This is a genomic window from Streptomyces changchenzhani (assembly GCF_039766235.1).
GTDB lineage: Bacteria > Actinomycetota > Actinomycetes > Streptomycetales > Streptomycetaceae > Streptomyces.
The window spans coordinates 61,390-75,360 of the sequence record NZ_JBDHNH010000012.1 but is presented as its reverse complement, the minus strand read 5'-3'; the positions used below and the strand labels follow the sequence as shown (position 1 = coordinate 75,360).

Here is a 13,971-nt window from a genome sequence, read left to right as displayed (position 1 = left end):
TGATGTCCGTATTGATGTCCGTACTGATCGACGACGCACGTACCCGGAGGTACGCACGCATGGGCCCAGGCATCCCTAGACCCCTTCTGATCACGACCGCCCTCATGGCGAGCGCCCTTCTACTCTCCCCCGTCCCCGCCACCGCGCAGCCCGGCCCCCGGCCCGGCGCCGGTGACGGGGACGGCGCACATCGCGAGCGGGCCGCTCAGGGACAGGCCGCCCGCACCCCGGCCGGTGCCGCCGCGAACGCACTCGACGCCCGGACCCCGGGTCTCCGCCGCGACGGCGGGTATCCGCGGCGCACCGAGCTGACCGTGCCCGCGCCGAACCCGGCCGACAAGTCCATCAAGCTCGGCCTCACGCCGTACCACTCCATCGCGCCGAAGCTCAACGCCCTGCAGAAGCTGGGCAACCGGGTCAGCGTGGAGGTCGCGGGCAAGTCGGCCGGAGGGCATCAGCTGTATCTGGTGACCGTCACCGCGCCCGAGAGTTCCGGCGCGACGCGCGAGCAGGAGCGGATGCGGGAGCTGATCGAGAACGCGCCGGCGCGCGCCGCCAAGGACCGGCGGATCAAGGCGGCCTACAAGGCTCCGGTGCTGATCAACAACAACATTCACGGCAATGAGTGGGAGGGCACGGACGCCGCCCTCGGGCTCATCGAGAAGCTGGCGAAGGCAAAGGACCGCAAGACCGCCGACCTGCTGGCGAAGACCCGTATCTACCTGAATGTGACCGCCAACCCCGACGGGCGGATCGCCGGTACCCGCGCCAACGCCAATGGCTTCGACCTCAACCGGGACTTCATCACCGCCACCCAGCCCGAGGCGCGGGCGATCCGGCAGATCGCCATCGCCAAGCAGCCCGCCGTGATGATCGATCTGCACGGGTACGTCAACGGCACCCTCATCGAGCCGACGACCCCGCCGCACGGCGAGAACTACGAGTACGACCTGTTCCTCAAGAACTCCTACGCGAACGCACTGGGCATGGAGAAGGCCGTCAACGGGCTCGGCTACACGCCCGCCAAGGACGGGGTCGATCCGGCCGTCATCCCCTTCCGCGACCAGGAGGAGGGCTGGGACGACTGGCCGCCGATCTTCACCCCGCAGTACATGCCGTTCCAGGGGGCGGTCGCGGCCCACACCATCGAGTTCCCGATGCAGGTCAACAACCAGGCGTACGAGACCCTTCCGGTCACCGAGCTGCGCCGCAGATCCGCCATCAACACGGACATCGCGGGCGCGGCGATGCGCGCGACGCTCAACTACACGGCGGATCACCGCAGTTCGGTGCTCGCCGACCAGATCGAGACCTTCCGGCGCGGCGCGGTGGGTGCGGCGCAGGTGGAGGTGTCGGAGAAGACCGTGCCCGGCGTCCCCGGCGTCGGTCCCGAGGACGTGTACACCACCAACTTCCCGCGGGCGTACGTCATTCCGGCGGCCGGGCGCGGACAGCGTTCCGCGACCGCCGCGGCCCGTCTCGTCAACCATCTGGTGGCCAACGATGTGCGGGTGGAGCGTGCGCGCGCGAACTTCCGCATCGGTAAGCGGAGTTATGCCGCCGGTTCATACGTCGTCGACATGCGTCAGCCCAAGCGCGGTCTTGCCAATGTGATGCTCGCCGAGGGGCGGGACATCAGCGCGGACGTCTCCACGATGTACGACATCTCAGGCTGGAGCCTCGGGCTGCTGTGGGGCGCGAGCGTCGAGAAGGTGCAAAAGGCCCCGGGCGGGCTGCACTTCTCGGGGCGTACGGTCCAGACCGCGTCCCCGACCGGTTACGTCGCACCCCGCGGCGCGCTCCGGCTGCGGCTCGACGACCCCAAGGAGATCAAGGCGCTCAACTCCCTGCTCGCGGACGGCGTGAAGGTCCGGCGGGCGGCCGACGGCAGTGCCCTGGTACCGAGCTCCGCGCGCAAGCGGGCCACCGCCCTGGCGAGCCGTCTCGGTGTCGCCTTCCACGCGACGAAGACCAAGAGTGTGGCGCCGCTGCACCGCACGCGGGTCGCAGCCGCGGTGAGCCCCGGTGAGCTGTTCGCGCTGCGCGAGATGGGCTTCGAGGTGCTGCCCGTGTCGACGGCCGCGCTCAACGCGGGCTTCGACTGGGCGAAGGCCGATGTGCTCTTCGCCTCGGCCGGCTTGGAGTACGGCAAGCTCAACCCGGCCGCCCGGGGCGCGCTCAACGCCTTCCTGGCCGGTGGCGGCGGTCTGGTCGGTCGGGGTGCGGCGGGCGCGGCGCTCAATGCCGACGCCAAACTGCTGGCCGCGAAGCCCGTGCAGGGCAACGGCGACGCGAACGGTGTGGTGAAGGTCGTCAACGCGGGCGGTCCGGTCACCGGGGGCGCGCCCGGCCATACCTTCGTTTACTCCCCCCTGTGGTTCACCGACCTCGGTCCCGGCGTCCGCGTCGAGCAGTCGTACGGCGCGGGCAATCCCCTGGTCTCCGGCCACTGGCGTACGGCAGCCGGCGGCGGCGGCCCGAAGGACGCGGCCGGACGGGCGGCGGTCGTCAGCGGTACGACAGCGGGCGGCGCGGATGTGGTGCTCTTCGGCACCGAGCCGCTGTTCCGCGCGCACCCCAAGGGCGCGTACGCGCAGGTGGGCCGGGCACTGCTGAAATCGGCGCGCTGACCTCGGAATAGCCCCCAGGCGTCCGGTGCTTGATCCCCTGTCACTTGAACAGGGGCTTGGGCGTCCGGGGGCTTGCCCCGCGCAGCGGCCCCCCTCAGCCCCCGAACGCCGCCCCCCGCAGCCCCCGCCCCGCATCCGGCAGCACCAACAACGACCCCGACAGCGGGTGCGGGGCGCCGAGCCCGACCCGGGCCGTGGTGACGTACAGGTCGCGCAGCCCCGCGCCGCCGAACGCGCAGGCCGTCGGGCGACGTACAGGCAGCTCGACGACCCGGTCGAGCACACCGTCGCTCGTATAGCGGCGGACCGCCGAGCCGTCCCAGAGCGCGACCCAGATGCCGCCGTCGGCGTCGACGGTCAGGCCGTCGGGAAAGCCCGCGCCGTCCTCGATCCGCACCAACGGGCGCCTGTTCAGGGCCTGTTCGCCGTCGACGTCGAAGACGTCGATACGGCGGGTGGGCGTGTCCACGTAGTACATCAGCCGGCCGTCCGGGCTCCAGCCCGTGCCATTGCTGATGGACACCTCCCCCAGCACCTCGGTGACGGCGCCGTCCGGCGCGACCCGCCGGAGGTTCCCGCCGCCCGGTGCCTCGTCGTAGCGCATGGTGCCCGCCCAGAGCGCCCCGTCGGGGGCGACGGCCGCGTCATTGCCCCGGCGGCCCGGCGCCGCGTCGCGCACCAGCCAGGAGAAGGCCAGGTCCGCGTCGTACAGGCCGATGCCGCCTTGGAGGTTGACCACCAGGCCGCCGCCCGCGCGCGGCTTGGCCGCGCCCACGTGCTGCTCGGTGGCCATGACCGTACGGCTGCCGCTCACCGGGTCGTAGGTGTGGATGCGCGCGGACAGGATGTCGACCCAGATCAGCCGGCCCGCCGACGCGTCCCAGGTCGGCCCCTCGCCGAGCGCGGCCCACTCCCGTACGGCGATCTCGGCGCCTCCGGCCCTCATACCTGGCCCCGGTGACCGAGGCGGGTCGAGAGCTGGCCGGCGCCCTTGACCGCGAGCTGCTCCAGGTCGGCCTGCCGCTCGTCGCTCCACCTGATCATCGGTACCGAGATGGAGAGCGCGGCGACCACCCGGCCCACGCTGTCGCGTACGGGCGCGGCCACACAGCTCACGTCCGGATTGGACTCCCGGTGCTCCACGGCGATCCCGCGCTCCCGGACCACCGCGAGAGCGGCACGCAGTTCGGCCGGGTCGGTGATGCTGTTGGGGGTCATCGCGGCCAGCTCGCGCCCCTCGATCGTGGCGTCGAGCCTGGCTCCGGGCAGCGAGGCGAGCAGCATCTTCCCGACGGAGGTGCAGTGCGCGGGCAGTCGGCGCCCGGCGGCCGAGACCATACGGACCGCGTGGGTGGAATCGACCTTGGCGATGTAAATGACGTCCGCGTCCTCCAGAATCGCGACATGGACGGTCTCCTCGCAGGTCTCGGCGACCTCGCGGGCGACCTGCTGCCCTTCGGCGGCCAGGTCGAGCTGCTCGGCGTACCGGCTGCCGAGCTGGTACGTCCGTACACCGAGCCGGTAGCGGGCCGGCTGGTCGGGGAGCGCCACCAGGTAGTTGCGGGCAGCGAGCGTGGTGAGCAGCTCATGCACGGTGGTGCGCGGCAGTTGCAGCTTGCGGATGACTTCCGGCGCGGAGAGGGTCCCGTCGCCCTGGAGGAAGAGTTCGAGTATGTCCAGCGACCGGGTCACTGCGGGGACCAGTCGTCCCATGGGCGGGCACCCATCCCTTCTGTTCGGCACTCCGGCCATTGGTCGGAATTACGAACACAGGCTATCGGTGGCCCAGTTCGGCGGGCAATGGCCGGGCGGCTCCGAAACAGTCTCCGGGGACGACGAAGGGCCGCATCCCCCGGCGGTCGTCCGAGGGGGATACGGCCTTTCATGTCACATCAGCCGGCGCGGTGCGTTCAGCCGGCGCGGTGCGTCAGACGACGGACAGCTCGACCTTGATGTTGCCGCGCGTCGCGTTCGAGTACGGGCACACCTGGTGCGCCTTCTCCAGCAGGTCCTTCGCGGTGGCCGCGTCCACGTTCGGGATGCGGGCGGAGAGCTTGACCTCAAGCCCGAAGCCGCCAGCCTCGGTCGAGCCGATGCCGACCTCCGCGGTCACGGTCGAGCCGGAGATGTCGGCCTTCTCCTTACGCGCGACGACGCCGAGCGCACCCTGGAAGCAGGCGCTGAAACCGGCGGCGAAGAGCTGCTCCGGGTTGGTACCGACGCCGCTGCCGCCCATCTCCTTCGGCGGGTTGACCACTACTTTGAGCTTGCCGTCGTCCGACGCGACCTTGCCGTCACGGCCGTTCTCGGCGGTGGCGACAGCGGTGTACTTCACGTCTATCGTCTGGATGGTCATGCTTGAGAAAACCTCCTGCTTGTACGCCGCGACTCGCGCCCACGGACCGCGGCGGCTGGGGGTGACCCTACCGGGTGAGCGAAACGATCATCTTGCCGGTGTTCTCGCCGCGGAGCAGGCCGACGAAGGCGTCGTAGCCGTTCTCGATGCCCTCGACGACGGTCTCGTCGTACTTGAGCTCGCCTGAGCGGATCCAGCCGGAGACCTCTTCGACGAACTGCGGCTGGAGCGCGACATGGTCTCCGACCAGTACGCCCTGGAGTCGCAGCCGCTTGCCGATGATCAGCGCCATATTGCTCGGGCCCGGCGTGGCCTCGGTGTTGTTGTACTGCGCGATCATGCCGCAGATGGTGGCGCGGCCGTGCACGTTGAACGAGCTCATGGCCGCTTCGAGGTGCTCGCCGCCGACGTTGTCGAAGTAGACGTCGATGCCGTCGGGGGCGGCCTCGCGCAGCTGCGGGGAGACCGGGCCGTCCTTGTAGTTGAAGGCCGCGTCGAAGCCGTACTGCTCGGTGAGGTGCTTGACCTTGTCGGCGGAGCCGGCCGAGCCGATGACCCGCGAGGCGCCCTTGATCTTCGCCATCTGGCCGACCAGGCTGCCGACCGCGCCGGCCGCGCCGGAGACGAAGACGGCGTCGCCCTCCTTGAAGGAGGCGACCTCGAAGAGGCCCGCGTAGGCGGTGAGCCCGGGCATGCCCAGGACGCCGAGGTAGGCGGAGAGGGGGGCCAGCGAGGCGTCGACCTTGACGGCGTGCTGGGCGGGGACGTCGGCGTACTCGCGCCATCCCAGGCCGTGCAGCACGTGGTCACCGACGGCGAAGCGCTCGTCGCGGGAGGCGATGACCTCGCCGACCGCGCCGCCGTCCATCGGCTGGTCGAGCTTGAAGGGCGAGGTGTACGACTTCACGTCGTTCATCCGGCCCCGCATGTACGGGTCGACCGAGAAGTGCAGGTTGCGGACGAGGATCCGGCCCTCTGCCGGCTCGGTCACGGGGGCCTCGCGCAGAGCGAAGTCCTCGGGCTTGGGCCAGCCGTGCGGGCGGGCGACAAGGTGCCAGGAACGGCCGGTCGTGGGCAGAGCGGTCATGGGGTACGGCCTCCTCGAAAAAACTTAACGTTGTGAACTAACCATGCTCCTGGATATTTCATGTTGTCAAGTAAATGGGTACGATGGAGGGCATGACGCCTCGCACAGACCCGCTCACCGTCGAAGTGGTCGAGCTCATCGGCTCCGTCGTCGCCCGCTACTACGAGGAGTACGACGAGGCCGCGGGCAAACACGGACTCACCGGCGCCCAGGCGCGCGTACTGGGACTGCTCTCCCTCGATCCCATGCCCATGCGTCGTATCGCCCAGAAACTCAAGTGCGAGCCGTCGAACGTCACCGGGATAGTCGACCGTCTTGAGTCGCGCGGCCTGGTGGAGCGCAGGCCCGACCCCAACGACCGGCGGGTCAAGCTCGCCGCCGTCACGGAGACGGGCGGCAGCACCGCGGCCAGGCTCCGCGACTCGCTGGACTTCGCGCGCGAGCCGCTCGGCGAGCTGTCGGTGGAGGAGCGGACGACGCTGCGCGATCTGCTCAAGCGGATGCTGGGCACGGGCTGAGAGGCTACTGAGCGGTGGCTCAGTCATGGCTCAGTCATGGCTCAGCAGCCTTGCGGCCGGGTCATTCGCACCACCACAGGAAACGCGTGCAGCTCTCGGAGGGGATGGGCTCCGGGGGTGGTGTGGGCTCCGGGTCCGACCCAGGTTCCGTCGACGGGGGCAGAGGCGGGGCGGGATTCGACGGCGCCTGGCTCGTACCGCTCGTGGGCGCCTGTGGCGCGGCGGGGGACGTCCCGGTGGGGACCGTCGCCGACGCGGAGCCGGGCGCAGGCGTGGCGTCCGACGCTCCGGGGGACGGCGACGCGCTCGCGGACGCCGATGCGGTACGTGCCGACTCGTCCGGATCCGCGTTCTTCCCCGGAGCCGGCGTACTGCCGTCCTCCAGGGGGTCCGCGCTGCCCGAGCGGCTGGGCAGCACGCCCTTCTCGTCCGCCGTGGGGGCCGACGTCCGGTCCTCGCCCGCGGACTCCGTGGCCAGCTCGGCCAGGCTCAGCGCGCCCCCGGCCAGCCCCAGGCCCAGGCAGACCAGGAGCACCTTGCGCCCCTTTCGCCGGTGCGCCCTGGTCCGGCCCCTGCCCCGGCCACCCCGGGTACCCGCGGCCTCGCGGGCACGGCGGCGGTGACCCGTGGGCTCGGGCGCAGCGGGCGGCGCGGCGGCGTCGGGCGCGGCAACGTCAGGAGCAGAGGCGTCCGGAACGGCGGCGGCAGGAGCGGCGTCGTCGGGGGCCGGGGCCCGTACGGGGTCGATGGGACCGAGCGCCCCGGCGGGGGCTCCGCACCCGGCACAGGCCAGGGCGCCGTTGAGGTGCCTGCGACAGGCGTGGCAGTAGTCCATGGCGCCCGCAGATTATGCGGCGGCGGTGCGTGACAGGGAGGCCCGGCTGTGAGGATCTCGTGTGGAAGTGATCCTTCCGCGGCGTGTCAGTGGCTCCGGGCAGGATGGGGGCATGGAGATTTTCGGGCCGCTCGACTTCCAATTGGTACTGCTGCGCCGGATGGCCGACCACCAGCCGGACCTCGTCGAGGACGCCCGCCGCGAGCTCGGCGTCTCGCTCGCGGAGCTGCGCGAGGCAAATCGCCGCTGGCAGGCCATGGTGCGCTCGCCTCGGGGCCGGGGCAGTGTGGCCCGCTACCGTTCGGTGCTCGGGCCGCCCGAGACGTCCGTACGGCGCAGGATCGGCGACCTGGAGTGCGACGCGCTCGCCTGGCCGGTGCCCCTCTGGCCCGACCTGCGCTTCGAGGTGCTGACCGCGCCCGGTGGCGCCGTCTGGAACGAATGGCTGGTCCGCGCCCCCGGCGCCGCCACCCCCAGGCTGCGGACGGCCGGGGATCTGCGCCCCTGGTCGTGCACCGTGGACGAGGTGGCCCGCGCCTTCCCGCCGGCCCGCCCGATGGAGGGCACGGCGCCCACCCGGTGGCGGCTCGGGGTCACGATGCCCGACGGAAGACAGTGCGTCGCGGAGTTCACCTGGGGGCTGTTGCAGGAGGTGCGGTTTACTGACGCCCCGCGACCTTGACGGGCCGTGACTCTGATGCCCCGTGACGTGACGCCGCGATGCCTGCCTCCTGGCACGGCGTCAGCCCGTACCCCCGACCGGCTCATCCCAGCGCGCGCACGCCACGCGTCCCCCGCACGATGCGAACAGGGGTCAGCCCCCCTCGGACCCGGCAGCCGCCGGACCGTCCGCGCCAGCGCTCTCGGGAGAACTCGCCGTGACCGTTAGTCTTGAGCAGTTGCGCCGTTGCCATATCGCCGTCGATCTCGGGGCCGCGAGGACCCGCGTGTATGTGAAGGGGGTCGGGCTCGTCGTCGACGAGCCGAGTGTGGCCGCCGTGAACACCCGCACCGGGGCGCTCATCGCCGTCGGTGCCTTCGCCGAGCAGATGACGGGCCGTACGCCCGACTACATCCGCGTGGTACGCCCCGTCTCCGGGGGCACCGTCGTCGACATCGAGATGGCCCAGCGCATGCTGCGCCATCTGCTCGGCGAGAAGCTCCGCCGCCAGCTGCGCCGCAAGCCCCGGCTGCGGGCAGCCGCCTCCACGCCGCACGACGCCGACCCGCTCGCGCAGCGTGCCACTGTCGAGACCCTGGTCGGGCTCGGCGCGCGCCGGGTCGAGCTCGTCGACACCCTCATCGCCGCCGCCGTCGGCTGCGGACTGCCCGTGGAGCAGCCGTCGGCCTCCATGATCATGGTGTGCGGGGCGGCGACCACCCAGGTCGCGGTCCTCTCGCTCGGCTCGATCGTCACCGCCCAGCGCATCCCGGTCGGCGGCGACGCCATCGACCACGCGGTGATCCAACACCTGCGCCACCAGCACGAGTTGATGCTGCCGAGCCAGTCGGTGCGCCCGCTCCAGCTGGCACTCAGCGGCAACGGGCTCACCCTGCAGGGCCCGACGTCCACCGAGATCCACGGCCGGGACGTGGCCACCGGCCTGGCCCGCTCCGTACAGGTCGACACCGCTGCCGTGCGCGAGGCCATCCACACCCCGCTCACCGCCGTGCTCGACGGCATCGGGCGGGTGCTGCGGGACTGCCCGCCCGACCTGGTCGCCGACCTCGCCGAGTGCGGGATCATGATGGTCGGCGGCAGTGCGCTGCTGCCCGGCCTGGACCAGCGGCTGCGCGATGCGACCGGCATGCCGGTGCAGATCGCGGAGCGGCCCGACACCTGCGCCGTACTGGGGCTCGGAGCGATGCTGGAAGGCAATATCCAGCCGATGGTTCTCGACCCGCTCAGCGACTGAGCGGTGCTGTTGGAGGGTGCGTGGGCGGCGGGAAAGGCATGAACCAGGACAGTGCGGGAAGCGTGATGCCCCGGCTGCCGGTACTGCTGGACGCCGTACTGAACGTAGGCACGGAGCTCGAACTGCGCACCACCCTCCAGCGCATCGTGGACACCGCCACCGAGCTGGCGGAGGCCCGGTACGGCGCGCTCGGGGTCGTCGACCCCGAGCGCGGCGTCCTCACCGAGCTGTTCACGACGGGCGTCGACGCGGAGACCCGGGAGCGCATCGGGCGCCTGCCGGACGGGCACACCGGCCTCATCGGCCATCTCGTGCGCGAGCCCAGGCCGCTGCTCGTCCCGGACATCGCGGACGACGTCCGCTCGGCGGGCCTGCCGCCCGGCCATCCCCCGATGCGGTCCTTCGTCGGCGTGCCGATCCGGGTGCACACGGAGGTCTTCGGCAACCTCTATCTGACCGAGAAGCGGGGTCCGGAGGGCGCCGTGTTCTCCGCCGACGACCTGGCGCTGCTGCGGGTGCTCGCCTCGCAGGCGGGCATCGCGATCGGCAACGCCCGGCTGTACGAGACGGCCCGGTGCCGGGAGCGCTGGATCGAGGGCGCCGGGGCCGTGACGACGGCGCTGCTCACCGGTGAGAGCGCCGCCGACGCGCTGATGACGGTGGCCGAGCGGGCCCGTATCCTCGCCGACGCCTCGGCGGGCGTGATCCTCCAGCCCACCCCGGAGGGCGGCATGGAGATCGTCGCCGCCTCCACCCTCGACGACCCGGACGCCCTGATCGGTACCGTCATCGAACCCGGCAGCCCCGTACTGGAGCAACTGCTCGGCGGGGAGCCGGTGTTCATCGAGGACTCCGCGACCGACCCCCGGATGACCACGACCGTACGGGCGTACTTCGGCCCGAGCATGATGCTGCCGTTGCAGAGCGGCGGGAAGCTGATCGGTACGCTCGCGCTCCCCCGGCGCCCCGGCGGCACCCCGTACACGGCGGTCGACCGGTTGCTCGCCTCGCAGTTCGCCTCGCAGGCGGCGCTGGCGCTCGTCCTGGCGGACAGCCGGCACGACCGGGAGCGGCTCGCGGTCTTCGAGGACCGCGACCGGATCGCGCGGGACCTGCACGACCTGGTCGTACAGCGGCTGTTCGCCACCGAGATGATGCTGGAGTCCACACGGCGGCGGGCGTCGGCGGCGGACATGGACGAGCTGCTCGGCAGGGCCGTCGACGAGCTCGACTCCACCATCCAGGAGGTACGCACCACGATCTTCGCCCTCCAACAGCCCCCGGCGGACGCACCCGCCACCTTCCGGGGCCGGGTGCTGCGCGAGACGGCGGGCGCCGCCGCGCTGCTTGGCTTCCCGCCGTCGGTGCACTTCACCGGCGCGGTGGACGCCCTGGTGTCGGAGCCGGTGGACAAACAGCTGCTGACGGCCCTGCGCGGCGCGCTGGCCTCGGCGCACCGCCGGGCGGGGGTCACATCGGTGCGGGTGGAGATCAACGCGAAGGTGCGGCTGCCGGACGGGCAGGACGGGGTGCGGCTGACGGTCCGCGACGACGGGACCGGGGACGACGGGGTGCACGGGACGACGGTCGGCTGGCAGTCGGCGCTCTGATGGGGGGCCCGGAGGCGCGGGGCGGGTGTCGGGGGCGGCGGCTGAGCGATGTTCGCTGCAGTAGATCGCTGCCATAGAGTCGATGCAGCCCTGTCGACAGCGAGGAGTGCGCCCGGTGTTCCCTCTACTGCCCGCCCTGGACGCGACGTCCGACCGGACCGCCGTGCGGTTCGGCGAGCGCGCCCTGACGTACGCGGAGCTGGCCGCCGCCGCCGACGCGGTCGCCGCCCGGATCGGCGGGGCGGGCCGGGTCGCCGTCTGGGCGACTCCGTCGCTGGAGACCGTGGTGGGCGTGGTGGCCGCGCTACGGGCCGGGGTGCCCGCCGTGCCGCTCAACCCCAGGACCGGCGAGCGGGAGCTGGCGCACATCGTCGCGGACAGTGCGCCCTCGATGGTGCTGGCCGCGCCCGGCACCGAACTCCCTGCGGCGCTGGATGAGTTGGTACGTATCGACGTCGGACTGTCCGGGTCGGGCGGACAGGCGCCGGCCGAGGTCCCGCCGGACTCCCCCGCCCTCGTCGTCTACACCTCGGGCACGACGGGGCCGCCGAAGGGCGCCGTTCTGCCGCGCCGGGCGATCGCGGCGACGCTCGACGCGCTGGAGGACGCGTGGGGGTGGACGGCCGACGACGTGCTGGTGCACGCACTGCCGCTGTTCCACGTCCACGGACTGATCCTCGGCGTCCTCGGCCCGCTGCGGCACGGCGGCGAGGTGCGCCACCTGGGCAGGTTCGACGCGGCGGGCGTCACGCGTGAGCTCGGCGCGGGGGCCACGATGCTGTTCGGCGTACCGACGATGTACCACCGGCTCGCCGAGTCGCTCGACAGCGACCCGTCGCTGGTCAAGGCCCTGACGGGGGCCCGGCTGCTGGTGTCCGGGTCGGCCGCGCTGCCCGTCCGCGACCATCGGCGGATCACCGCCGCGACCGGCCGGAGCGTCGTCGAGCGGTACGGGATGACGGAGACCCTGATGCTGTGCTCTTCGACTCCGGCAACTGCCCGCCCCGGCACCGTGGGGGTGCCGCTGCCCGGTGTGGATCTGCGGCTCGTCGACGAGACGGGCGGCGAGATCACGGCGTACGACGGCGAGAGCGTGGGCGAGATCCAGGTGCGGGGCCCGAATCTCTTCACCGAGTATCTGAACCGGCCGGACGCGACCGCCGCCGCCTTCGACGGAAGCTGGTTCCGTACGGGCGACATGGCGACCAGGGACGCCGACGGCCAGGTCCGCATCGTCGGACGCAAGACCACCGACCTCATCAAGAGCGGCGGCTACAAGATCGGCGCGGGCGAGATCGAGAACGCGCTCCTTGAACACCCCGCCGTGCGGGAGGCAGCCGTCACGGGTGAACCCGACGAGGACCTGGGCGAGCGGATCGTCGCCTGGGTGGTGCCGACCGATCCCCAACAGCCGCCTGGACTCAACGAGTTGGCGGACCATGTGGCCGGGCTGCTCGCGCCGCACAAGCGTCCGCGCGTTGTCCACCATCTCGCCGCTCTGCCGCGCAACGACCTGGGCAAGATCATGAAGCGGGAACTGAAGCATGGCTGAGCGCACGACGGCCGGGCGCGCGACGGCCGGGCGCGCGACGGCCGGGCGCCTGACGGCCCGGGAAGCGATCGGTGCGGTTGTCGACGACTCCACCTTCGCCGAACTCGCCGTGTCCGAGCGGGCGTCCGCGCCGGACGGGCCGATCGGCTGGGAGGGTTACGACGTCTCACACGCCCGCGCCCAGGAGCGCACCGGCGAACGCGAGTCCGTGGTCTGCGGCTTCGGCGCGTTCGGCGGGCGGCGGGCCGTGCTGCTGGCATTCGAGTTCGGCTTCCTCGGCGGGTCGCTGGGCGAGCGGACCGGCGACCGCATCGAGGCCGCGTACACCGCCGCCCGCGAGGAGCGGCTGCCGCTGGTCTCACTCGTCGCGACGGGCGGCAGCCGGATGCAGGAGGGCATGCGCGCCCTCACCCAACTCCAGCGCGTGGCACACCAGTCCGCGCTCAACCGGGCCGCCGGGCTGCCCCAGATCGCAGTCCTGCGCGACCCCACGACGGGCGGTGGCTGGGCCACGCTCGGTGCGGGCGCCGATGTGATCCTGGCACTGTCCGGCGCACAGGTCGGCTTCGCCGGGTCACGGGTACGGCCACCGGACGCCGACCCGGCCGCGTACACGGCGGAGGGCCAGCTGACAGCCGGGCACATCGACCAGGTTGTGGCGCCGCAGGAGCTGCGTGCCTCGCTGGGGCGCTGGCTGACGCTGCTGGCCGGTCGGCCGGACAGCCCCCCGGCGCCCGCGCCGCCGCCCGCCGCGTTCGTCGCCGCGCAGCCGCCGGAGACCGGGTGGGACGCGGTGCTGCGGGCGCGTGCCGCCGGCCGTCCTCGGGCCGGGGCGTACCTCGACGCGTACTTCGAGCTGCGTGAGCCGGTGAGTGGCGACCGCTGCGGGGGCGTGGACCCGGGGATGCTGTGCGGTTTCGGGCTGCGCGAGGGGCGGACCGTCGCGTACGCCGCCCAGTGCGGCACCGCGACGCTGCCGGCCGGCTACCGGACCGCCGCCCGGCTGATCCGGCTCGCAGACCGGCTCGGCGTCCCCGTCCTCACCCTGGTGGACACGCCGGGCGCGGCGAACGACCACCGGGCGGAGCGGGCGGGGGCGGGGGCGGCGATCGCCGACACGTTCGCGGCGGTGGCCACCGCGAGTGTGCCGGTGACGACGCTGGTGATCGGGGAGGGCGGCTCGGGCGGAGCGCTGGCGCTGGCCGCGCCGGACCACACCTGGGTCACCCCGGACAGCTACTTCTCCGTCATCGCGCCGGAGGCGGCAGCGGCGATCCTCAAGCGACCGGCGGGGGCGGTACGGGACACGGCGGACCAATTGCGGTTGCGTCCGCAGGACTTGGTGGAGCTGGGGATGGCGCGGGGGGTTGTGGGGCGGGGGTAGGTGGGTGCGGGGTGCCCTGCAGGGTGCGGGGTGCGGGGTGCGGGGTGCCCTGCGGGGCTTTCCCCCTACCCGCCCCTTCCTGA

General features: G+C 72.4%; 12 protein-coding genes. 7 read left to right on the top strand and 5 right to left on the bottom strand.

The window, feature by feature from the left end; translation table 11 throughout:
* Positions 1 to 104: 104 nt before the first annotated feature.
* The gene (locus tag ABCR94_RS32005; protein WP_347124192.1) at positions 105 to 2,630 is read left to right on the top strand and encodes a M14 family zinc carboxypeptidase; all 2,526 of its coding nucleotides are present in this window, start codon (positions 105 to 107) and stop codon (positions 2,628 to 2,630) included.
* 94 nt (positions 2,631 to 2,724) lie between these two features.
* Here ABCR94_RS32005 and ABCR94_RS32000 read toward each other — a convergent pair whose 3' ends face one another.
* From ABCR94_RS32000 to ABCR94_RS31985, 4 genes are all read right to left on the bottom strand, one after another.
* A complete protein-coding gene (locus ABCR94_RS32000; RefSeq protein ID WP_347124190.1) occupies positions 2,725 to 3,576 on the bottom strand; it encodes an SMP-30/gluconolactonase/LRE family protein in 852 nt (283 codons plus the stop codon).
* A complete protein-coding gene (locus tag ABCR94_RS31995) occupies positions 3,573 to 4,343 on the bottom strand; it encodes an IclR family transcriptional regulator (protein WP_347124189.1) in 771 nt (256 codons plus the stop codon). The genes ABCR94_RS32000 and ABCR94_RS31995 overlap by 4 nt, the downstream gene beginning before the upstream one ends.
* A 214-nt stretch (positions 4,344 to 4,557) precedes the next feature.
* Entirely contained in the window at positions 4,558 to 4,986 is a 429-nt protein-coding gene (locus ABCR94_RS31990; RefSeq protein WP_347124188.1) for an organic hydroperoxide resistance protein, read from the bottom strand.
* A 67-nt stretch (positions 4,987 to 5,053) separates the two neighbouring features.
* Entirely contained in the window at positions 5,054 to 6,073 is a 1,020-nt protein-coding gene (locus ABCR94_RS31985; RefSeq protein WP_347124186.1) for an NADP-dependent oxidoreductase, read from the bottom strand.
* A 92-nt stretch (positions 6,074 to 6,165) separates the two neighbouring features.
* Here ABCR94_RS31985 and ABCR94_RS31980 point away from each other — a divergent pair, with 92 nt between their 5' ends.
* Positions 6,166 to 6,591 (top strand): MarR family winged helix-turn-helix transcriptional regulator, encoded by a 426-nt coding sequence (locus tag ABCR94_RS31980; RefSeq protein ID WP_347124185.1) that lies wholly within the window; start codon positions 6,166 to 6,168, stop codon positions 6,589 to 6,591.
* Between the two features lie 61 nt (positions 6,592 to 6,652).
* On the opposite strand, the gene ABCR94_RS31975 is transcribed toward ABCR94_RS31980, so the two are convergent.
* Positions 6,653 to 7,426 (bottom strand): SCO2400 family protein, encoded by a 774-nt coding sequence (locus ABCR94_RS31975; RefSeq protein WP_347124184.1) that lies wholly within the window; start codon positions 7,424 to 7,426, stop codon positions 6,653 to 6,655.
* A 112-nt stretch (positions 7,427 to 7,538) separates the two neighbouring features.
* Between ABCR94_RS31975 and ABCR94_RS31970 the strand changes: the two genes are divergently transcribed.
* The 5 genes from ABCR94_RS31970 to ABCR94_RS31950 all read left to right on the top strand — a co-directional run bounded on the left by ABCR94_RS31970 (position 7,539) and on the right by ABCR94_RS31950 (position 13,888).
* Positions 7,539 to 8,108, top strand: a complete 570-nt coding sequence (locus tag ABCR94_RS31970; RefSeq protein ID WP_347124182.1) for a hypothetical protein — start codon at positions 7,539 to 7,541, stop codon at positions 8,106 to 8,108.
* 196 nt (positions 8,109 to 8,304) lie between these two features.
* Positions 8,305 to 9,342, top strand: a complete 1,038-nt coding sequence (locus ABCR94_RS31965) for a rod shape-determining protein (protein ID WP_347124181.1) — start codon at positions 8,305 to 8,307, stop codon at positions 9,340 to 9,342.
* A gap of 38 nt (positions 9,343 to 9,380) precedes the next feature.
* Positions 9,381 to 10,952, top strand: a complete 1,572-nt coding sequence (locus tag ABCR94_RS31960; RefSeq protein ID WP_347124179.1) for a sensor histidine kinase — start codon at positions 9,381 to 9,383, stop codon at positions 10,950 to 10,952.
* Between the two features lie 115 nt (positions 10,953 to 11,067).
* Positions 11,068 to 12,504, top strand: coding sequence for an acyl-CoA synthetase (locus ABCR94_RS31955; protein ID WP_347124177.1), 1,437 nt, complete (start codon positions 11,068 to 11,070; stop codon positions 12,502 to 12,504).
* Positions 12,497 to 13,888: a carboxyl transferase domain-containing protein gene (locus tag ABCR94_RS31950; protein ID WP_347124175.1), complete on the top strand. Its 1,392-nt coding sequence runs from the start codon at positions 12,497 to 12,499 to the stop codon at positions 13,886 to 13,888. Before ABCR94_RS31955 ends, ABCR94_RS31950 begins: the two co-directional genes overlap by 8 nt.
* The last annotated feature ends 83 nt before the right edge of the window (positions 13,889 to 13,971 follow it).